Origin of the sequence: Streptomyces sp. 2-1 (assembly GCF_048564895.1) — a bacterium.
GTDB classification, from domain to species: Bacteria; Actinomycetota; Actinomycetes; order Streptomycetales; family Streptomycetaceae; genus Streptomyces; species Streptomyces phaeochromogenes.
This window is the reverse complement of the sequence record NZ_CP183383.1, coordinates 4960156-4980703: the sequence shown is the minus strand read 5'-3', so window position 1 is coordinate 4980703 and position 20548 is coordinate 4960156. Positions and strand designations below refer to the sequence as shown.

The 20548-nt window shown below is 70.2% G+C and carries 20 protein-coding genes; 10 read left to right on the top strand and 10 right to left on the bottom strand.

Annotated features, from left to right (window positions below; all coding sequences use genetic code 11):
• Nucleotides 1-291 precede the first annotated feature (291 nt).
• Entirely contained in the window at nt 292-2034 is a 1743-nt protein-coding gene (gene lysS, locus ACN20J_RS21920) for a lysine--tRNA ligase (protein WP_362309271.1), read from the top strand.
• Between the two features lie 103 nt (nt 2035-2137).
• On the opposite strand, the gene ACN20J_RS21915 is transcribed toward lysS, so the two are convergent.
• From ACN20J_RS21915 to ACN20J_RS21905, 3 genes are all read right to left on the bottom strand, one after another.
• Nucleotides 2138-3550 carry a DUF2637 domain-containing protein gene (locus ACN20J_RS21915; protein ID WP_419666582.1) on the bottom strand — a complete coding sequence of 471 codons (1413 nt, stop codon included), beginning with the start codon at nt 3548-3550 and terminating at the stop codon, nt 2138-2140.
• A 189-nt stretch (nt 3551-3739) separates the two neighbouring features.
• Nucleotides 3740-4636 carry a DUF3558 family protein gene (locus ACN20J_RS21910; protein ID WP_189844908.1) on the bottom strand — a complete coding sequence of 299 codons (897 nt, stop codon included), beginning with the start codon at nt 4634-4636 and terminating at the stop codon, nt 3740-3742.
• 150 nt (nt 4637-4786) lie between these two features.
• Nucleotides 4787-5668, bottom strand: a complete 882-nt coding sequence (locus ACN20J_RS21905; protein WP_419666581.1) for a DUF3558 domain-containing protein — start codon at nt 5666-5668, stop codon at nt 4787-4789.
• Nucleotides 5669-5885: 217 nt separating this feature from the next.
• Here ACN20J_RS21905 and ACN20J_RS21900 point away from each other — a divergent pair, with 217 nt between their 5' ends.
• Together ACN20J_RS21900 and ACN20J_RS21895 are read left to right on the top strand one after the other, a co-directional pair.
• The gene (locus ACN20J_RS21900; protein ID WP_189844906.1) at nt 5886-7079 is read left to right on the top strand and encodes an RtcB family protein; all 1194 of its coding nucleotides are present in this window, start codon (nt 5886-5888) and stop codon (nt 7077-7079) included.
• 67 nt (nt 7080-7146) lie between these two features.
• Nucleotides 7147-7983, top strand: coding sequence for a ChbG/HpnK family deacetylase (locus ACN20J_RS21895; RefSeq protein WP_419666580.1), 837 nt, complete (start codon nt 7147-7149; stop codon nt 7981-7983).
• A gap of 16 nt (nt 7984-7999) precedes the next feature.
• Here ACN20J_RS21895 and ACN20J_RS21890 read toward each other — a convergent pair whose 3' ends face one another.
• Complete coding sequence (locus ACN20J_RS21890; RefSeq protein ID WP_190230950.1) at nt 8000-8188, bottom strand: hypothetical protein; 189 nt, start codon at nt 8186-8188, stop codon at nt 8000-8002.
• Nucleotides 8188-8973 (bottom strand): SDR family NAD(P)-dependent oxidoreductase, encoded by a 786-nt coding sequence (locus tag ACN20J_RS21885; protein ID WP_190230951.1) that lies wholly within the window; start codon nt 8971-8973, stop codon nt 8188-8190. The genes ACN20J_RS21890 and ACN20J_RS21885 overlap by 1 nt, the downstream gene beginning before the upstream one ends.
• Before the next feature lie 184 nt (nt 8974-9157).
• On the opposite strand from ACN20J_RS21885, the gene ACN20J_RS21880 reads away from it, so the two are divergent.
• Together ACN20J_RS21880 and ACN20J_RS21875 are read left to right on the top strand one after the other, a co-directional pair.
• Nucleotides 9158-9598, top strand: a complete 441-nt coding sequence (locus tag ACN20J_RS21880) for an ester cyclase (RefSeq protein WP_189844903.1) — start codon at nt 9158-9160, stop codon at nt 9596-9598.
• Between the two features lie 142 nt (nt 9599-9740).
• Nucleotides 9741-10223, top strand: coding sequence for a hypothetical protein (locus ACN20J_RS21875; RefSeq protein ID WP_419666579.1), 483 nt, complete (start codon nt 9741-9743; stop codon nt 10221-10223).
• A gap of 188 nt (nt 10224-10411) precedes the next feature.
• Here ACN20J_RS21875 and ACN20J_RS21870 read toward each other — a convergent pair whose 3' ends face one another.
• Nucleotides 10412-11278 (bottom strand): helix-turn-helix domain-containing protein, encoded by an 867-nt coding sequence (locus ACN20J_RS21870; RefSeq protein ID WP_419666578.1) that lies wholly within the window; start codon nt 11276-11278, stop codon nt 10412-10414.
• Nucleotides 11279-11452: 174 nt separating this feature from the next.
• Here ACN20J_RS21870 and ACN20J_RS21865 point away from each other — a divergent pair, with 174 nt between their 5' ends.
• Entirely contained in the window at nt 11453-12568 is a 1116-nt protein-coding gene (locus ACN20J_RS21865; RefSeq protein ID WP_361903755.1) for an LLM class flavin-dependent oxidoreductase, read from the top strand.
• Nucleotides 12565-13200, top strand: coding sequence for an FMN reductase (locus ACN20J_RS21860; RefSeq protein WP_419666577.1), 636 nt, complete (start codon nt 12565-12567; stop codon nt 13198-13200). Before ACN20J_RS21865 ends, ACN20J_RS21860 begins: the two co-directional genes overlap by 4 nt.
• Before the next feature lie 192 nt (nt 13201-13392).
• On the opposite strand, the gene ACN20J_RS21855 is transcribed toward ACN20J_RS21860, so the two are convergent.
• On the bottom strand, nt 13393-14661 hold the full coding sequence (locus tag ACN20J_RS21855; RefSeq protein ID WP_419668924.1) for a glycosyltransferase family 4 protein: 1269 nt from the start codon (nt 14659-14661) through the stop codon (nt 13393-13395).
• A 191-nt stretch (nt 14662-14852) separates the two neighbouring features.
• Here ACN20J_RS21855 and ACN20J_RS21850 point away from each other — a divergent pair, with 191 nt between their 5' ends.
• Nucleotides 14853-15560 (top strand): response regulator transcription factor, encoded by a 708-nt coding sequence (locus ACN20J_RS21850; protein ID WP_055610892.1) that lies wholly within the window; start codon nt 14853-14855, stop codon nt 15558-15560.
• Entirely contained in the window at nt 15561-17027 is a 1467-nt protein-coding gene (locus tag ACN20J_RS21845) for an ATP-binding protein (protein ID WP_419666576.1), read from the top strand.
• 81 nt (nt 17028-17108) lie between these two features.
• Here ACN20J_RS21845 and ppk2 read toward each other — a convergent pair whose 3' ends face one another.
• The 3 genes from ppk2 to ACN20J_RS21830 are packed head-to-tail and all read right to left on the bottom strand — an operon-like array spanning nt 17109 to nt 19446.
• Complete coding sequence (gene ppk2 / locus ACN20J_RS21840; RefSeq protein ID WP_361922022.1) at nt 17109-18002, bottom strand: polyphosphate kinase 2; 894 nt, start codon at nt 18000-18002, stop codon at nt 17109-17111.
• 18 nt (nt 18003-18020) lie between these two features.
• Nucleotides 18021-18254 carry a hypothetical protein gene (locus ACN20J_RS21835; protein ID WP_143644145.1) on the bottom strand — a complete coding sequence of 78 codons (234 nt, stop codon included), beginning with the start codon at nt 18252-18254 and terminating at the stop codon, nt 18021-18023.
• 37 nt (nt 18255-18291) lie between these two features.
• The gene (locus tag ACN20J_RS21830; protein ID WP_419666575.1) at nt 18292-19446 is read right to left on the bottom strand and encodes an anion permease; all 1155 of its coding nucleotides are present in this window, start codon (nt 19444-19446) and stop codon (nt 18292-18294) included.
• 300 nt (nt 19447-19746) lie between these two features.
• On the opposite strand from ACN20J_RS21830, the gene ACN20J_RS21825 reads away from it, so the two are divergent.
• Entirely contained in the window at nt 19747-20544 is a 798-nt protein-coding gene (locus tag ACN20J_RS21825; RefSeq protein ID WP_372505634.1) for an ABC transporter ATP-binding protein, read from the top strand.
• Nucleotides 20545-20548 lie beyond the last annotated feature (4 nt).

Genomic DNA, 20548 nt, shown 5'->3' with positions numbered 1-20548 from the left:
TTCAGCCCGGCCCGCGAAGTCTTCAAGCCCGGCCCGCGGAGTCTTCGAGCTCGGCCCGCGGAGTCTTCGAGCTCGGCAGGCGGAGTCTTCAAGCCCGGGCCGCAATGTATTCAGCCCCTCCGGCGTTTGAGGAGCGGGGGTTCGGGGGCTGGCCCCCGAGGACGGGACGGGAAGGGGCGGCGGGGGCGATGAAAAGCCGTTTTCGTGGATGCGGGCCTAGCTGGGAGAATGGGACGGTCAGCCGTGCGAACCGTACCGCCGGCCAAAGACACCTCCTGAGGAAAGAAGGACGTGCCGATCGTGGCTCAGAGCACCGAGACCACCGACTGGGTCTCCCGTTACGCGGATGAGGTCATCGAGGAGTCGGAGCGTCGGGCCCCGGGCAAACCGGTCGTCGTCGCGTCCGGACTGTCCCCGTCCGGTCCCATCCACCTCGGGAACCTCCGGGAGGTCATGACCCCGCACCTCGTCGCCGACGAGATCCGCCGCCGGGGCCACGAGGTCAGGCACCTCATCTCCTGGGACGACTACGACCGGTACCGGAAGGTGCCGAACGGTGTTGCCGGTGTCGACGACTCCTGGGGTGAGCACATCGGCAGGCCGCTCACCGCCGTCCCCGCCCCCAAGGGCTCCCCGTACCCGAGCTGGGCCGAGCACTTCAAGGCCGCCATGGTCGAGGCACTCGGCGAGCTGGGCGTCGAGTTCGACGGCATCAGCCAGACCGAGCAGTACACCTCCGGCACGTATCGCGAGCAGATCCTGCACGCGATGAAGCACCGGGGGGACATCGACGCGATTCTTGATCAGTACCGGACGAAGAAGGCCCCCGCCAAGAAGCAGTCGCAGAAGCCCCTCGACGAGGCCGAGCTCGAAGCCGCCGAGGGTTCGGGCGCGGCCGCGGACGACGACGGCACCGGCTCCGCCGGGTACTTCCCGTACAAGCCCTACTGCGGCGACTGCGGCAAGGACCTCACCACCGTCACGGCCTACGACGACGACACCACCGAGCTGACGTACACCTGCACCGCGTGCGACTTCTCGGAGACCGTGCGGCTCAGCGAGTTCAACCGCGGCAAGCTGGTCTGGAAGGTCGACTGGCCGATGCGCTGGGCGTACGAGGGCGTCGTCTTCGAGCCCTCCGGCGTCGACCACTCCTCGCCCGGGTCCAGCTTCCAGGTCGGTGGACAGATCGTCGGGAGCATCTTCGGCGGCAAGCAGCCCATCGGGCCGATGTACGCCTTCGTGGGCATCTCCGGCATGGCGAAGATGTCCTCCTCCAAGGGAGGCGTGCCCACCCCCGGTGACGCGCTGAAGATCATGGAGCCGCAGATCCTCCGCTGGCTCTACGCCCGCCGCCGCCCCAACCAGTCCTTCAAGATCGCCTTCGACCAGGAGATCCAGCGGCTCTACGACGAGTGGGACAAGCTGGAGGGCAAGGTCGCCGACGGCTCCGCGCTTCCGGCGGACGTCGCCGCGCACTCGCGCGCTGTCGGCACCGCCGTCGGCGAGCTCCCGAAGACGCCCCGCCCGATGCCGTACCGCACGCTCGCCTCCGTCGCCGACATCACCGCCGGCGCCGAGGACCAGACCCTGCGCATCCTCAGCGAACTCGACCCCGCCGACCCGCTCTCGTCCCTCGACGAGGTCCGGCCGCGGCTCGATCGGGCCGAGGCCTGGATCAACACCCAGGTCCCCGCCGACCAGCGCACCGTCGTCCGCAAGGAAGCCGACACCGAGCTCATCAAGTCCCTCGACGACCAGGGCCGCGCCTCACTGCGGCTCCTCCTCGACGGCCTCGACTCGCACTGGTCGCTCGACGGACTCACACACCTTGTGTACGGAGTCCCGAAGGTCCAGGCCGGCTTCTCCGCCGACGCCACGCCCAAGGAACTCCCGGCGGAGATCAAGGTCGCCCAGCGCACCTTCTTCGCCCTGCTCTACCACCTGCTGGTCGGCCGCGACACCGGCCCGCGCCTGCCCACCCTCCTCCTCGCGGTGGGCCAGGAGCGGGTGAGGAAGCTGCTCGGGGAGTAGGAGGCCCGGCGGCCGTCGGGCCGCCGCACGGTCGTATGTGTCTGTACGTGGAGGGGGCGCCCGGAGATCTCCGGGCGCCCCCTCCACGTATCCGCACCGGGTTCTACGCGATGTGGTCTTCCTGCAGCTCCGCCGTGTGGCGGTTGGTGAAGCGGTTGACCATACGGTCGGCCTCGCGCTGCGGGAGCATCGTGCCGTACGTCGCCTCCACGTCACCCCTGAACTGGCCCGAGGTCGGGTAGCTGCCGTCTATCGACTTCTTGAAGACCAGGTAGTAGTCCTCCTCGGTCGGCTCCGTGCCGCCGCCCGCCCCCATCTCACGGGTACGGCCCGGTCCCGCCGGGATCGGGAAGGTACCGGTGTCCTCCGGAGAGGGCTCCGGGGCGGGAGCCGGCGGCTCCTCGAACTGCTGCGGGAACGCCTCCTGCTCGAACTGCCGCGGGTCCTCGAACCGCTGCTGCTCCTCGAACTGCCGCGGGTCCTGGAACCGCTGCTGCTCCTCGAACTGCCGCCGGTTCTCGAACTGCTGCCGGTCCTCGAACTGTTCGGCCTGCTGCTGGTCCCCGTACCACTCGGTGTACGCGGCGTCCGGGTCGTACGTCGGGTCGTAGCCGCCCTGGTACGCGATGGCCTGGGGGTCCCGGGCGTGCAGCCACTGATTCTGCGGCTCGTCGTACTCCGGCTGCTCGGGGGGCTCGTCGCCCACCGGAGCGGGACGCTGCGTCCGGGCTTGGGCCGCGTCGTTCTGCACGGCGGGCGCGGTCTCGGAGGCGGGAAGGCCCGGAGCCGCGTTGACGGGCTCCAGGGCGGGCTGCGGCGCCGGAGGCAGCAGCGCGGGCTCGATGCCCGCCGCGGCCAGACCCGAGGGGGCCGTCTCCGCCAGGGGCACGCCGTAACGCGCCAGCCGCAGCGGCATCAGGGACTCGACCGGCGCCTTGCGGCGCCAGGAACGGCCGAAGCGCGAACGCAGCCGGGCCTGGTAGACGAGCCGCTCCTGCTCCAGCTTGATGACCTGCTCGTAGGAGCGCAGCTCCCACAGCTTCATCCGGCGCCACAGCAGGAACGTGGGCAGCGGGGACAGCAGCCAGCGGGTGAGGCGCACGCCCTCCATGTGCTTGTCGGCCGTGATGTCCGCGATCCGGCCGATCGCGTGCCGCGCCGCCTCCACAGAGACCACGAACAGGATCGGGATCACACCGTGCATCCCGACACCCAGCGGGTCCGGCCAGGCGGCCGCGCCGTTGAACGCGATCGTCGCCGCCGTCAGCAGCCACGCCGTCTGGCGCAGCAGCGGGAACGGGATCCTGATCCAGGTCAGGAGCAGATCGAGCGCGAGCAGGACACATATTCCCGCGTCGATACCGATCGGGAAGACGTAGCTGAACTTCCCGAAGCCCTTCTGGAGGGCGAGTTCGCGCACCGCCGCGTACGAACCGGCGAAGCCGATCCCGGCGATGACGACGGCTCCGAAGACGACCACCCCGATGAGAATCCGGTGCGTCTTCGTGAGCTGCATAGGCGCGGACACCCGTACTCCCCTCCCATGACGACCTGTTGCGCGCAACAGAGTGGCACATGTGTACGGGGTCCGGGTGCGCAGTCCGGCACCGGCCCGGCCCCCACGGAGGCCGGGCCGGTGCAAATGTCCTGGTCCGGCCGCGAGTTGGGCGGCGGCCGGATTTCCGGAACCGCCGTCAGTCCGCCGTCAGTCCTTCTTCGTGGCCGACTTGCTCGGGCTCTTGCTCGTGCTCGTGCCCGAGTCCTTGCCGAGATCCGAACCCTGGCCGGCGCTCTTGCTCGCGCTCTTGCTCGGGCTGGGGCTCTTGCTCGGCGCCGTGCCGCCACCGGCCGAGGAGCCGCCGCCGACCCCGTTCGCCGTCCGGACCGCCTCCACGGCCTCCTTGGCGGCCTTCTCCGCCGCCTTCGTCAGGTCGGCCACCTTCGGGGCCTTGTCGCCCGCCAGACCCGCGCCGTTGTAGTCGACCGTCACGACGACGTTCTCGACCCGCGTCACGACCGTCTGCTGCTTGAAGGTGCCTTCCTTCTTCTTCAGGTCGTACGTCACCAGCGTCGCCTCGTTGCCCATCCCGGTCAGCGGCTGCGACTTGGTGTCCTTCGCACCCTCGACCGAACGCGCGTCCTCGGCGTGCTTGGTGAAGTACTCAGAGGCCAGCTTCTCGCCCGTACCGCGGGTCGCGTCCGACTCGAAACGCAGCAGTGACACGTTCAGCCAGCGGAACTGCGAACCGTCCACGCCGTTGTTGTCCAGGCTGTTCCAGGAGCAGCTGCCGCGCGTCGCCGTGTCGCCCGAATTGCCCTCCTTGCTGGACTTGGTGCCCTTCGGGACCATTTCCTTCAGCGTCTTCGACGAGAACACCTTGCAGGGCTCGGGAAGCTTCGCGTACGCGGCCTCCTTCACCACCGAACCGGCCTCCGTCGCGGACGACGACGCCGAGGCGCCGGAGTCCTTCTTCGCGTCGTCGCCGGAGCCGTCGCCGGAGTCCGAGGAGCAGCCGGAGGCGACGAGCATCATCGGGACGGCGGCCGCGCCGACAAGGATGCGGGTGAGTCGCTGACGCTGGCGCTGTGCGGGTCGGTGCATGGTTCCTTCACTCGTAGACGCTCGGGTGTGCGTGCGAACGGCCGCGTCCTTCGGCCGGCCGCACTCGGTCGGGTCCGAGGGGCAACGGTACGCCGAACGGGACACGGGTGACTCGGGTTCCGTCCAGCCCGAAACCCCTCCCGGGAGCCCCTAGTCGTTGAACGTCCCGGCGAGCTGACTAGCCAGTTTCCGCGCTCTGTCCTGCATGTCCTTGCTGCTCGGGACGTCGGTCGTGGTCGCCGGCTGCTCGTCGTACTGGATCGTCACGACCACGTTGGACGTGCGGAACACCACAGTCACCGTGCGCTGCCGGGAGCTGCTCAGCGCGTCGTCCAGGAACGCCTCGTCGCCCAGGTCGTCGAGCGTGCGGGGCTGGAGGGCGGTGGGGGTGGAGTCGTCGGAGGGCGTGGCGGAGCTGCTCTCGTCGCCGCTGCCGGACTCCGATGCGCTGGAGCTCGCACCGGAACCGGAGCCTGAACCGGAGTCGTCCGAGGGGGATCCGCTTCCTCCCGAGGACGATTCGGGCGACTCGGATGAATCAGGCGACTCCGAGGACTCCGACGACTCCGACGAGGCGACCGGCTCCGGAAGGTCCGCCGCCGTCTCGCTCTTCAAATAGATGTCCGTCGCGCGGTCGTCGTCGCTGACCGCGTTGTCGTACGAGACCACGCGCTCGAAGTCCACCAGCAGGTGATCCGTCGCCCCGGTCGACTGCGCCTTCCAACGGCAGCCGACCTTGCGGTCCGTGTCGTACGTCTGCGTCGCCGTGCCCTCGTACGCCTTCTCGCGCTGCTCCTCGTCCGTGACCTGCTTGATGCCGGGCAGCAGCGAGTCCAGCGTGCCGTGCGACACCGCGGCGCACGGCTCGGGGAGCGTGCGGTACTTGCCGGGCTGGGCCGCGGTCGCCGTCGTGGCCGACTCGCCCGGCTTCGGGTCGGTCGTGCCGTCGTCGTTGCCCGATCCACCGGTGCAGCCGGCCAGCAGCACCGCGAGGAGCGCGGCGACGCCGGGTACGTACGCCTTCCGCTGCACGGTGGGGCTCCTCTCGACGGGTCGCCGCGCTGGGCGCGCGACCGGGGTGTCCTGTGGTTATGCGTTGGTTATTCAGTTGCCGCGCGGGGGCGGCCCCTGGAGACAATGTGTATCGCACGCACTGCCGTGGACGCCGGTCCGTTGTCCCAAACGTTGACCTTGGTGCCGGTTTTGCGATTTGTGACTTCTGTTTGTTTTTCGGGGGAATGAGGATGAGATGTCGTACGTGGAAGTGCCGGGCGCGAAGGTTCCGATCCGCATGTGGGCGGACCCGGCGTCGGTCGAGGACGTCGCGATGCAGCAACTCCGCAACGTCTCGACGCTCCCCTGGATCAAGGGCCTCGCCGTCATGCCGGACGTCCACTTCGGCAAGGGTGCGACGGTCGGTTCCGTGATCGCCATGCAGGGGGCCGTGTGTCCTGCGGCGGTCGGGGTCGACATCGGGTGCGGGATGTCGGCGGTCAGGACGTCCCTGACGGCCAATGACCTGCCCGGGGACCTTTCCCGGCTGCGGTCGAAGGTCGAGCAGGCCATTCCGGTGGGGCGGGGGATGCATGACAGCCCGGTGGATCCTGGTGGGTTCCACGGGCTGGCCACGGCGGGGTGGGACGACTTCTGGGGGCGGTTCGACGGTGTGGCCGAGGCGGTCAAATTCCGACAGGAACGGGCCACGAAGCAGATGGGAACGCTCGGATCCGGGAATCACTTCGTCGAGGTGTGCACGGATACGACCGGTTCTGTTTGGTTGATGCTGCACTCCGGTTCCCGGAACATCGGCAAGGAACTGGCCGAGCATCACATAGGTATTGCCCAGAAGCTCTCGCACAACCAGGGTCTGGTCGACCGCGACCTCGCCGTATTCATCGCGGACACCCCGCAGATGGCGGCGTACCGCAACGATCTGTTCTGGGCGCAGGAGTACGCGAAGTACAACCGCACGCTCATGATGGCGCTCCTGAAGGACGTGGTCCGCAAGGAGTTCAAGAAGGCGAAGCCGACCTTCGAGCCGGAGATCAGCGCGCACCACAACTACGTGGCCGAGGAGCGGTACGAGGGCATGGACCTGCTGGTCACCCGCAAGGGCGCGATCCGCGCGGGCTCCGGCGAGTACGGGATCATCCCGGGCTCGATGGGCACGGGTTCGTACATCGTGAAGGGTCTCGGCAACGAGAAGGCGTTCAACTCGGCCTCGCACGGGGCGGGCCGGCGCATGAGCCGTAACGCCGCCAAGCGTCGCTTCTCGACAAAGGACCTGGAGGAGCAGACGCAGGGTGTGGAGTGCCGCAAGGACTCCGGCGTCGTGGACGAGATCCCGAGCGCGTACAAGCCGATCGAGCAGGTCATCGACCAGCAGCGCGACCTCGTGGAGGTCGTCGCGAAGCTGAAGCAGGTGGTGTGCGTGAAGGGCTGAACTGCAAGTGGGGCCCGGGCTGTTGTCGGCCCGGGCCCCTTTTTCATTTCGCCGAAGGGAACTGCCATTGCTGGCCAGTGAGTTATTGGGTTTCCCCGCTGATGCCCGTGTCCTCATTGTCAATTGTGATGACTTCGGGATGCGGCGTGGGGTCAATGCCGCCGTTGTCGAGGCGATCGAGAGTGGGATAGCGGCTTCGTGCAGCTTGATGGTGCCCTGCGGCGGGGCCGAAGAGGCCATGCGGCTGTTGCGGGAGCGGCCCGAGGTGTCGTTCGGGGTGCATCTCTCGCTGGTGTGCGAGGCGGGGGCACGGAGTGGGCGGGGGCCCGTCGCGCCGAGGGCGGATGTGGCGTCCTTGGTTGATGAGGACGGGGAGCTCCATACGCCCGAGCGGCGTGCCGAGTTGATGGCGCGGGCTCGGATCGAGGACGTCGAGGTGGAGTTCCGGGCTCAGGTCGAGACTGTGGTCGCGGCCGGGCTGGAGCCGACCCATCTTGACTGGCATTGCCTGCTCGATGGCGGGCGCGACGATATTTTCGAGCTGACCGTGGCCCTGGCCGGGGAGTACGGGCTTGCCGTGCGGGTCTGGGGTGAGGCCGGGCGGCAGCGAGTGCGCGGGCTGCCCGTTGTCGACCATGACTTCCTCGACAGCTTTTCGCTGCCCCTCGACGGCAAGGCGGAGCGGTACGCGCGGCTGTTGCGGGAGCTTCCGGCCGGGCTGAGCGAGTGGGCCGTGCATCCGGGGCTGGGGGACGCGCAGTCGCGGGCCGTCGAGCCCGACGGGTGGCGGGTCCGGCAGAGCGACCACGAGTTTCTCGTCTCGGCCGAAGCCCGTGAACTCCTCAGGGAGGAAGGGATCTTCGTGGTCGACTACCAGGTTCTGCAGGCGGGATGGCGGTCATGAGACCGACCTGACCGCACTACTTCGCGTGCATCACCGCGTAGATCATCACGAACGCCACCAGGTGGATGCCGAAGAGGAAGTACGCGAGGTACCACCAGACGTAGCGTTCGTCCTTCTTTTCCTGGGCCAGGCGGCGTTGTTCCTGGGCCCGGGCGAGTGGGTCCGTGGCGGGTGGGTTCTGGGCCGGGTTGTCGGCGTCCGGCATCACAGCTCCCTGTGGACCTTTGTGTTGGAGGCCTGGGCGCGGGGGCGTACGACGAGGAGGTCGATGTTGACGTGGGAGGGGCGGGTGACCGTCCAGGTGATGGTGTCGGCGACGTCGTCGGCGGTCAGGGGCTCCGCGACGCCGGCGTAGACCTTCGAGGCCTTCTCCGTGTCGCCGCCGAAGCGGGTCAGGGCGAACTCGTCCGTCTTGACCATGCCGGGGGCGATCTCGATGACGCGGACCGGGGTCCCGACGATCTCCAGTCGGAGCGTCTCGGCCAGGACGTGCTCGCCGTGCTTGGCGGCCACATAGCCCGCACCGCCCTCGTACGTGCCGTGTCCGGCGGTCGAGGAGACGACGACCACGGTGCCGTCGCCGCTCGCGGTCAGCGCGGGGAGCAGCGCCTGGGTGATGTTCAGCGTGCCGATGACGTTCGTCTCGTACATCTGGCGCCATTCGGCCGGGTCGCCGGACGCGACAGGGTCGGCCCCGAGCGCGCCGCCCGCGTTGTTGATCAGGACGCCGATCTTCTTGAAGGCCGTCGCGAACTCGTCGACCGCCGCGCGGTCCGTGACGTCCAGCGCGTACGCCGTCGCCTGGCCGCCCGCCGCGCCGATCTCCTCCGCGAGCGCCTCGATACGGTCCTTGCGGCGAGCGGTGAGGACGACGCGGTAGCCCGCTGCCGCCAGCTGCCTGGCCGTCGCGGCGCCGATTCCGCTGCTCGCGCCGGTGACGACGGCGATGCGGGAGGCGGCGGCGGGCGCGGCGGATGCGGCGGCGGTCATGGGCTGCTCCTCGGGGGAGGGGGCGGGCGCGGCCGTGGTGCGGGACCGCCGCTCGCTCGTACGGTCGATTGCTTCATCGGCCAGGATAGGCGGGCGGGGTGTTCGGCCGGTGGGTGACCTGGTGCGCTGGGCCGGGTGCGGTGGGAAAATCGAGGTGGGTGATCCCCTGCGCAGGAGGTGGATCATGGGACAGGCACGTGAGGTCATGGACCGGCTCACGGAAGCACTGACGACGAACCAGGATCTCAAGGTCATCGCCGAGCTCTACGCGGCGGACGCGGTCGCCGTCACGCCCGACGAGGGAGAGATCCATGGGCGCGACAACATCGTCGAGTACTGGCGGCACATGACGGAGGCGGTCCCGGAGGCGACGTTCGAGACGGTGTACTCGTACGAGATCGGTGACACCGCCGTCGACGAGGGTTTCTTCAGTGGCAGGAACACGGGGCCACTGGTGCTGCCCTCCGGGGAGTCGCTGCCGGCCACGCAGAAGGAGATCAGGGTCCGCGGAGTCGACCTCGCGACCGTCGACGCGGACGGCCGGATCGCCAGTTACCGGCTCTACTTCGACCAGATGGACTTCCTGGGGCAGCTGGGGCTGCTGCCCGACGAGCCACCCGCCTGAAGGGTCCTCCGCGGCTCGCTCCCGGCTCCACCACCCAGCCGCCGTCTCACCTCACCTGATGGGCGGCGCCTGTCGTGCGGCCCAGGTGGCATACATCCGTCGACGTACGGAGACATGCGGGTCGACGCGGAGGACATGACACATGCGGATTCTTTGTGGGCTGGGTGCGGCTGTCTTGGTGGCCCTGGCCTCTTCGGCTGCCACGGCGGCACCGGTGGTGGACGCGGCTCCGGCCGCGGCGCCCGAGGCCGATCTCGCCTATCACGGGCACCTGGTGATGACCGGCGGGCGTGTGGACCTGCGGATGACCCCGCAGAACCACGGCCCCTCCGGCATCGCGGAGGCGACCGTACGGCTGCGGTGGTCGGTGCCGCTCGCGGACGAGCAGGGGCTGCCGGCCGGGTGCGCGCGGACGGAGGTGCGGACGGTGATGTGCCGGACGGGGGCGCTGCCCGCGGACGGGTGGGGGGAGACGATCACCATGGCCGTACGGCTGAGGGGGGCGCCCTCGGAGGTGACGCTGGGCATCGACACGGTGTGGGGCGGCGGTGCGGTGGATCGCAACCATCACAACGACCGGCAGGAGGTGTTGGTGCTGGACACCGGGGATACGTATGTGTTCTAGGTGGCGCGCGGGTGGGTGCGTGTGGGTACGTGTTGGTGCGGGTGGGTGGGGTGCTGGTCGCGCAGTTTCCCGCGCCCCTAAAAGATTGCGCAGTTCCCCGCGCCCCTAATGGGGCTCATGGCCCCCTGTGCCACCGAAGGGGCTGGCGACCCCCGCGTCGCTAAAGGGGCTCACGGCCCCCCCCGCCCTCAGTGGGTGTTCTGGGCGTACGCCGTCGGGGGTACCCCCACCGTTGCTGTGAAGTCGCGGATCAGGTGGGCCTGGTCTGCGTAGCCGAGGTCTGCTGCGAGGGTGGCCCAGTCGGTGGAGGGGGTGGATTCGGCGTGCTCCAGGGCCTCGTGGATTCGGTAGCGGAGGATGATCCACTTGGGGCCCACGCCGACGTAGGTGGAGAAGAGGCGCTGCATCGCTCGTACCGTCATGCCCTGGGCGCGGGCGAAGTCGGTGACGCGGCGGATCGTGCGGTCGGTGCGGATGGTTTCGACCAGGTCCCTCGCCAGGTCGGCGCGGGGGTCGGGGGCCGGGGCGAGGCCCAGCAGGAACGTGTCGAGCGCTGAGACGCGGGCGCTCTCGTCGGGCGGGGTCAGGACGGCGTCGAGGTCGTCCCGGGCCGCGGGGAGGACCTCCGTCAGGGGCAGGCGCCTGCCCGTCCAGTCGGACACCGGGTGCCGCGGTGCGAAGGGGTGGAAGGCGCCCGGCCGGAACTTGATGCCGCACACCCTGCCCCGCCCCTCCAGCTTCTGCGTGAAGAGCCCGAGCTGGATGCCCGCGACCTCGACGAAGGGGTCCTGGCCCTCGAACTGCTGGAAGACGACGTGGACCGCGGGGTGCGGGACCACGTGGGAGACGTACGGCTCGGGGAGGTCCCAGTCGATCAGCCAGTAGTGCTCCACGTGACGGCGGAGGGGCTCGGCGGGCTCGGGGCGGCGGAAGTCCACATGCGCGAGGAACTCCGCGGCGTCGACGATGCCTCTCGTGTCGCGGTCGTCGCGGTCGCTGCTGCTGTCGGTGTCGCGGTCGGTGTCGTGGTGTGCGTCACGGCGTGGGGCGGCCATATCGGGATGGTAGGACGGGGCACTGACAGCGGGGAGGGACCCCGTAGGCGCAGGGATGCCCGGGCCCGGGGATGCCACGGCACTCGGGGTGCCGGAGGCTGGGAATAGCCCGGCGGGGGCCATCGTTGGCGGGTATAGTTGAATCGTAAACAACCTGTGGAGGATGAGGCAGCCATGCAGTTCGGGATCTTCAGCGTCGGTGACGTCACGCCGGACCCCACCACGGGTCGCGCGCCGTCCGAGCACGAGCGGATCAAGGCCATGGTCGCCATCGCGCAGAAGGCCGAGGAGGTCGGGCTCGATGTCTTCGCGACCGGCGAGCACCACAACCCGCCGTTCGTGCCGTCGTCGCCGACGACCATGCTCGGCTGGATCGCCGCGCGCACCGAGAAGCTCATCCTCTCCACCTCCACCACCCTCATCACCACCAACGACCCGGTGAAGATCGCCGAGGACTTCGCGATGCTCCAGCATCTGGCGGACGGGCGAGTGGACCTGATGATGGGGCGCGGCAACACCGGTCCTGTCTACCCCTGGTTCGGGAAGGACATCAGGCAGGGCATCAACCTCGCCGTCGAGAACTACGCGCTGCTCTACCGGCTGTGGCGTGAGGAAGTCGTCGACTGGGAGGGCAAGTTCCGTACGCCGCTGCAGTCGTTCACCTCGACGCCCCGGCCGCTGGACGGCGTGCCGCCGTTCGTCTGGCACGGCTCGATCCGCTCGCCCGAGATCGCCGAGCAGGCCGCGTACTACGGCGACGGTTTCTTCCACAACAACATCTTCTGGCCGGCCGACCACACCAAGCGGATGGTCGAGCTGTACCGGTCGCGGTACGCGCACTACGGGCACGGCACGGCGGAGCAGGCGATCGTCGGGCTCGGCGGCCAGATCTTCATGCGCAGGAACTCGCAGGACGCGGTCCGGGAGTTCCGGCCGTACTTCGACAACGCGCCGGTGTACGGGCACGGGCCCTCCCTTGAGGACTTCACCCAGCAGACCCCGCTGACGGTCGGCTCTCCGGAGCAGGTCATCGAGAAGACGCTGGGCTTCCGGGAGTACGCAGGTGACTACCAGCGTCAGCTGTTCCTGGTGGACCATGCCGGGCTGCCGCTGAAGTCCGTGCTGGAGCAGATCGACATGCTGGGCGAGGAGGTCGTGCCCGTGCTGCGTGAGGAGTTCGCGAAGCGGCGTCCGGCCGGGGTGCCGGATGCGCCCACGCACGCGTCCCGTGTCGCCGCGGCGGCCGTGGCCGACGCCGACGCCGCCGGCAAGGAGGTGACCTCGTCATGAAGCTCGTCGTCGTTTCCGCGGGGCTGAGTGTTCCGTCGTCCACGCGGCTGCTGGGTGACCGGCTGGCCAACGCGACCGCCGAGCGCACCTCGGCGGACGTCCAGGTGGTGGAGCTGCGCGACCTCGCGGTCGAGATCGCGCACAACTTCACCACCGGCTTTCCGGGGACGGCGCTGGGCGCCGCCCTGGACGCGGTGGCGTCGGCGGACGGGCTGATCGTCGTCACGCCGGTGTTCTCCGCCTCGTACAGCGGTCTGTTCAAGTCCTTCTTCGACGTGCTGGACCCGGACACGCTCACCGGGAAGCCCGTGCTGGTCGCGGCGACCGGGGGGTCGGCCCGTCATTCGCTGGTCCTGGAGCACGCGTTGCGGCCGCTGTTCTCGTATCTGCGGGCCGTGGTCGTGCCCACCGGGGTGTACGCGGCCTCGGAGGACTGGGGCGCCGAGGGGCTCGTCGAGCGGATCGATCGGGCCGCGGGGGAGCTGGCGGGGCTGATGAACGGCCTGGCGGCCTGGCGGTCCGGGTCGGTGCCGGTTTCGCTGCCGACGCAGGGCGGGGTGGAGCTCGTGCGTGATGGCGGCTTCGAGGTGGTTCCGTTCGAGCAGCAGCTTGCCGCGTTGAGGAGCGAGTAGCCCGGGCGGAGGTTGTGTTCTGGGTGCGGGGCGCGGCCCCCTACGAGCCGCCCGCCGTGCGAAAGCGGGCGGCTCGTCGCACCGGGCCGGGAAGCCGGGCGGACCGGTGCGGGAGCCGGGCGGTCCTGGGGGACTGGGAACCCATGTGGGCCGCCCGGCGTACTGGAGGTGACGTCCTCGGAGCCCCGGGCGTCACGGTCCTGTGGGTCTTGTGCTGTTGATGGTGGGGGTCCGGGTGTTCGTCGTGCGGCGGAAGCGGTGTGGCTGTCGGCGGGCCCAGTTCAGGGCGCGGGACCGGGTCCGGGTCCAGGCGCGGCGGGCGCGGGTGGCCCTGAGTTCCGTGAACAGGGCCTCGTAGCGGTCGACGATCGGGTCGGCGTCGTAGCGGTGGGAACTTCGTAGCGCCGCCTCGCCCATCGCCTGCCGCAGCGGGTCGTCCGTGATCAGGTCGAGCATCGCCTCGGCGAGGGAGCGGGCGTCGCCCACGGGGACGAGCCGGCCGTCGACGCCGTCCGTGATGATCTCGGCGGGGCCCAGCGGGCAGTCCGTGCTGATCACCGGCACCCCGCAGCGCATCGCCTCGACCAGGGTCATCCCGAACGACTCCGCGTCCGAGGCCGAGACCACCATCGCCGATCTGGCGAACTCCGCCTCGATCGGCGTACGCGGTCCCATCAGGCGGGCGTGCCCGGCCAGGCCCAGGCCGTCGATCAGGTGCTGGAGGTGTTCTCGCTCGGGACCGCCGCCGAAGATCCGCAGCTGCCAGTCGGGTTCCTTCGAGGCGACCGCGGAGAAGGCCTCGATCAGCAGGTCGAAGCGTTTGCCGCGGACCAGACGGCCCGCCGCGGTGATCACCTTCGTCGTGTCGTCCCGAGTGATCCCGACCGGCGCGGGCACCATGTTCGGCACCGCGGCGACCCGTACGCCCGGCAGCGGCATCCGCTGCCGGTACACCTCGGCGTCCGCCTCCGTCGTCGTCACCACCGCGTCCAGAGAGCGGTAGGCGCGGGCCAGGACACCCCGCAGCCGCTTGCTGTGCGAGTCGTGCCGCAGATGCTCCTGGGCGATCCGCAGCGCCCGGCGCGGGGCGAACCGGGCCACGTACACGTTGATGCCGGGCCGGGTGCCGATCACCACGTCCGCGTCGCAGGCCGCCAGATGGTCGCGGGCGCGCAGGTCGGTGAGCCGGGTGTACTGCTCGTAGCGCTTGTCGGAGGCGGGGAAGTCGACGGCCGGCTGTGCGTAGGACGGGTCGGTGAGGTCCTGGCTGCCGTCCCGTTCGTCCACCAGCGGGATGATCGTGATCCGCGGGTCGACGGTGAACCTCGGCTCGTCCCGGTGCCGCCTCATCGACACGATCTCCACGTCGTGCCGCCCGGCGAGCGCCGCCGCGAGGTTGAGCGTGGTGCGGACGGTCCCCCCGATGGCGTACGCGTTGTGCAGAAGGAACACGATCCTCATGCGTTCGGTGGTCTCCCTACGTTTCATGCGGTGCGCTGCCTCCCCGTTGCGGCGCTCGCCCCCGGCATCGGGGACACAGTGGCGGGGCGAGGTAAGCCACCGGTCCCGGCAGGGTGAGAGCCGGGTAAGAGGCCCGGCCGTACCCCTCTCCAGCAGGTAGTACGTACCGCGGGGCTTGGCAGACTGGTCCCGTGCCCCAGAATCTGCTGCTCGCCGAGGACGACCGTGCGATCCGCCATGCCCTGGAGCGGGCCCTGACCCTGGAGGGATACGCGGTCACGGCGGTCGCCGACGGCGTCGAGGCGCTCGCGCAGGCCCACCGCACCCCACCCGACGTGCTCGTTCTCGATGTGATGATGCCGGGCATCGACGGCCTCCAGGTCTGTCGCGTCCTGCGTGCGGAGGGCAACCGCACCCCGATCCTGATGCTCACCGCACTCGTCGAGACCGCGGACCGTATCGCCGGTCTGGACGCGGGCGCCGACGACTACGTGGTAAAGCCGTTCGACGTCGAGGAGGTCTTCGCCCGGCTCCGGGCCCTGCTCCGGCGTACGGGCGCCCCCGTCGACGTACCCAGTGAACCGCCGCGCATGCCCGACGGCCAGATCGCCGCAGCGGGTCTGCGCATCGATCCGCAGGCGCGCCGCGTGTGGCGGGGCCCGCACGAGGTCGAGCTCACCCGCACCGAGTTCGACCTGCTCGAACTGCTCGTCCGCAACGCGGGCATCGTCCTGGACCACACGACCATCTACGACCGCATCTGGGGCTACGACTTCGGGCCCGGCTCCAAGAACCTCGCCGTGTATGTCGGTTACCTGCGGCGCAAGCTCGACGAGCCGGGCGCGCCCTCCCTGATCCACACGGTGCGCGGTGTGGGGTACGTGCTGAGGGAGGACTGAGTGCGCTCCGGCGCGCGCCTGAGGCGCTGGGTGGCCCGGGCGCGGCTGTCCTCGCTGCGCACCACCTTCACGGTGTCGTTCGCGGCGGTGGCGGCGGCCGTCACGGTCCTCGTCGGGTTCCTGTCGTACGACGCCGCCGCCCGGCTCGTACGCGTCGACCAGCAGACCGTGTTCGAGGGTGTCGTGCAGGACCTGCTCGACGAGGTGCGGCACAGCGCGCTGACCCCGGCCGACTTCGCCACCGCGGACGCCGACGGCGGCCCGCGCGACGAACTCATCAGGCCGAGCGGCACGGTCGTACAGGTCCTCGGGCCGGACGCTTCGGTCGTCGACCGCGGCCATCCGCCGCTGCCCGTCGGGGCCGACGACAGGCGGATCGCAGCCGCGCGGCCGGCCGGCCAGTTGGTGGAACACCGTGACGTCGACGTCGGCGACGGCATGTACCGGGTGGCCACCGTCTCGCTCGGCGACGGGCGGGGCGCGGTGCAGATCGCGCAGGAGTTCAGCGACACGGAGGACCTGCTGCGGGAACTCCAGCAGCGGACCGTGCTGCTGGTGGGCGCCGTCGTGATCGCCGCCGGTCTCTTCGGCTGGTGGCTGGCCCGGCGCATCACCTCGCGGCTCGTCCGGCTCGCCGGGGCCGCGGAGGACGTGGCGCGCACCGGGCGGCTCGGCATCCAGGTGCCGGTCGCCGGATACGACGAGGTGGCGCGGCTCGGCCGCTCCTTCGACCGCATGCTGGGCCGCCTCGCCCAGTCCGAGGAGGACCAGCGGCGCCTCGTCCAGGACGCGGGCCATGAACTCCGTACGCCCCTGACCTCCCTGCGCACCAACATCTCGATGCTCCGCCGGATCGACGAACTGCCGCCCGCGGCCCGCGGGGAACTGGTCGCCGACCTCGCCCAGGAATCCCGCGAACTCACCGACCTGGTCAACGAGTTGGTCGACCTCGCGGCCGGACAGTCGGACCGGGAGCCGCTCCAGCGGGTGGCCCTCGCCGACATCGCCGAGGACGTGGCGGTGGCGGCGCGGCGGCGGACGGGCCGGGCCGTCACGGTGCGGGTGTCCGGCGACACGGTGGTCGACGGCCGGCCCGGCGCGCTGCAACGGGCGCTGTCCAACCTCGTCGACAACGCGGCGAAGTTCGACCGGGGCGGGGGCGAGCCGATCGACATCGTGGTGACGGGAACTGGGGTGCCGGTGGGGACGAGCGCCGGTGCCGACGTGGGCGCCGCTGTCCGTGTCGAGGTTCTCGACCGTGGGCCCGGTATCGCCGAGGAGGACCTCGACCGGGTCTTCGACCGCTTCTACCGCGCGCCGGACGCCCGGAGCCTGCCCGGCTCCGGGCTCGGACTGTCGATCGTCCGCGAGGTGGCCGCCGCCCACGGCGGAGACCCGTTCGCCCGGCGCCGGGAGGGCGGGGGGTCGGCGATCGGGTTCACGGTGGGCCGGGGCGGCGGGGGCTGAGGTGTCCGCGTACGCCTTCGGACCACCGGTGGGTCCAGGCGCTCCTCCGCGAGCCCGGCCGAGAGTTACTCCACGAGCCCCCTACCAGCCCTCCTGCAACTCGTCGTCCTCGCCCGCCTCCAGGAGGGTCGCCGCCGCGCCGACCACCCGCGGGTCCGGCTTTCCGACCACCTCGTCGTCCTTGCCCGTGTAGTCGAAGCGGTCCAGCACGCTGCGCATGGCCTCCACGCGGGCCCGCTTCTTGTCGTTGCTCTTCACCACGGTCCACGGGGCCTGTTCGGTGTCCGTCTCGCGGAACATGGCGACCTTGGCGGCGGTGTAGTCGTCCCAGAGGTCGAGGGACGCGACGTCCATGGGGCTGAGCTTCCACTGCCGTACGGGGTCGACCTGCCGGATCGTGAAGCGTGTGCGCTGCTCGCCCTGCGACACCGAGAACCAGAACTTCACCAGGTCCACGCCGTCGTCGACGAGCATCCGCTCGAAGGCGGGCGCCTGTCGCATGAAGCGCCGGTACTCGTCGCCCGTGCAGAAGCCCATCACCCGCTCCACCCCGGCCCGGTTGTACCAGGACCGGTCGAACAGCACGATCTCCCCGGCCGTCGGCAGATGCTCGACGTACCGCTGGAAGTACCACTGCCCCTGCTCGCGCTCCGTCGGCTTCTCCAGGGCCACCACCCGGGCGCCGCGTGGATTGAGATGCTCGGTGAAGCGCTTGATCGTGCCGCCCTTGCCGGCCGCGTCCCGCCCCTCGAAGACGACGACGAGCCGACGCCCGGTCTCCTTGATCCAGCTCTGCAGCTTCAGCAGCTCGATCTGCTGCAGCCGCTTGTGCCAGTCGTACTCGCCGCGCTCCATGCGCTGTTCGTACGGGTAGTTCTCCCGCCAGGTGTCCACCGGACTGCCGTCGGGGCGGATCAGCACCGGGTCGTCGTGGTCGGTGTAGTCGACGCGCATGTCACTCAGCAGCTCGGTCATCTCTGCTCCCCGGGAGAATCAGTGGAACTGCGGCACGATCAGATAGATCCCGTACGCCACCACGCTCGCGCACGCCAGGAAACACAGCCCGGCCACGCCGAGCCCCACCGGGTCGGTGCCTCCGTCGCCCTCCCGCGCGGTCTCGGCGCGGGCCAGGCCCAGCACGCCGAGGGCGAAGACGACGACCACTCCGACCGTGACTCCGGTACTCACCGCGGCGACCTCGCCGAGGGCGCTCCAGTCCAGCTGCATCGTTCGTACTCTCCTTGCTCTCCCGGGCCGGGGCGGATCAGGCGGCGGTGGAGACCTGCGTCGAGGCCGCGCCGCGGACGCTGACCTCGTGGGTCTCGTTGACGTTGGACGCGTGCACCGGGTTGCGGCGCGACATGACCACGATGAAGGTGGCGACGGCGAGCGCGAGGAGTGCGATTACCACGATGCCGAAGTTCCCGCCGTGCGTCACCACGCTCGCGGAGAGGCCGCCGACCAGCGCGGCGGCGGGAAGCGTCACCAGCCACGCCACCACCATCCGTCCCGCCGTGCCCCACCGCACCTCGGCGAGACGCCTGCCCAGGCCCGCGCCGAGGATGCCGCCTGAGCACACCTGTGTGGTCGACAGGGCGAACCCGAGGTGCGCGGAGGTCAGGATCACCGTCGTGGAGGCGGCCTCCGCGGCGAAGCCCTGCGGCGACTGGATGTCGGTCAGCCCCTTGCCCATCGTCCGGATGATCCGCCAGCCGCCGAGATACGTACCGAGGCCGATCGCGAGACCGGCCGACGCGATCACCCACAGGGGCGGCCCTGCGTCATGGCCGAGCGCCCCTGCCGAGATCAGCGTGAGCGTGATGACGCCCATCGTCTTCTGCGCGTCGTTGGTGCCGTGCGCGAGCGAGACCAGGGACGCCGAGGCGATCTGCCCGAGCCGGAACCCCTTGGTCACCGTCTTCTGCCGCGCCCGTGCGGTGATCCGGTACGCGAGGTACGTGGCGATCAGCGCGGCCACGCCCGCCACCAGCGGCGAGGCGACCGCCGGGATCAGCACCTTCTCCACGACCTTGTCGAAGTGCACCCCGTGCTCGCCGGCGCCCACCCAGACGGCCCCGATGAGGCCGCCGAACAGCGCGTGCGACGAGCTCGACGGCAGTCCGAGCAGCCAGGTCGCGAGGTTCCACAGGATCGCGCCGACCAGACCGGCGAAGATCATGCCCGGTGTCACCAGGGTGTCGTCCACGATCCCGCCGGAGATCGTCTTGGCGACCTCGGTGGACAGGAACGCGCCGCCGACGTTCAGTACGCCGCTGATCAGGACCGCCGTTCTGGGGCGCAGCGCGCCGGTGGCGATGGACGTCGCCATCGCGTTCGCCGTGTCGTGGAAGCCGTTGGTGAAGTCGAAGGCGAGGGCCGTGACGATGACGACGGCCACAAGGAACGTGATGTGGTCCATGCCGTCGATGCAAGCAAGTGGAGGCGTACGGGCGGCGAAGCGGAGGCAAAGGCCACGCATGAGTGTGGTCATGCCACCTACAAGTCCGCTGTTCGAGGCGGTGTGCGGCCCGGATTTCCCTCCAGGACCGGGGTTTGCCTTCGGCGGGACCGGGATTTCCCGCCGGGGGAGGTGTCGCTGGGTACACCCCCCGATACGGGTTCTGCGCCCAATGTGCCTGCCCCGCCTTCTCCGTAGCGTCTTCGGCAGGGCACAGGAAGTGCCCGACAGCGGGGCACGGACGGTGCCCGACGGAGGCTGATGACGATGTTTCGCCGAACCGATCGACGCAACCACGAGCACGGCACGGGCCCCGCCGCCGAGGCACTGCGGCTGGTCAAGGTCACCAAGACCTACGGGGGCGAGGAGAACGCGGTGACCGCCCTCGACGGGGTGACGCTCGCCCTGCCGCGCGGCACGTTCACCGCGGTGATGGGGCCCTCGGGCTCCGGCAAGTCCACGCTGCTGCAGTGCGCGGCCGGACTCGACCGGCCCGACAGCGGCATCGTCGTGGTCGACGGCGCCGAGATGACCGGCGGCACGGAGGCCGAGCTGACGAAGTTCCGGCGCAACCGGATCGGCTTCGTCTTCCAGCAGTACAACCTGCTGGACACCCTCACCGTCGCCCAGAACACGATCCTGCCGCTCAAGCTCGCCCGCCGCCGCGTCGACCGGGCCCGGGTGCAGGAGATCCTCACCGCCGTCGGCCTCGGCGACCGCCTCGGCCACCGGCCCGACCAGCTCTCCGGCGGCCAGCGCCAGCGCGTCGCCATCGCCCGCGCCCTGGTCACCGAGCCGAGCGTGATCTTCGCCGACGAGCCGACCGGCGCCCTCGACACCCGCAGCGCGCGGGACGTCCTGCGGCTCCTCCAGGAGGCGGTACGGGTCCACGGCCGTACGGTCGTCATGGTGACCCACGACCCGGTGGCGGCCTCGTACGCCGACTCGGTGCTGTTCCTCGCGGACGGCAGGCTCGCCGGTGAGATGCACCGGCCGACCGCGGACGCGGTGGCCGAGCGCCTCGCGCACCTCGGCGACGACGTGATGGCGGGGGTGTGACGAC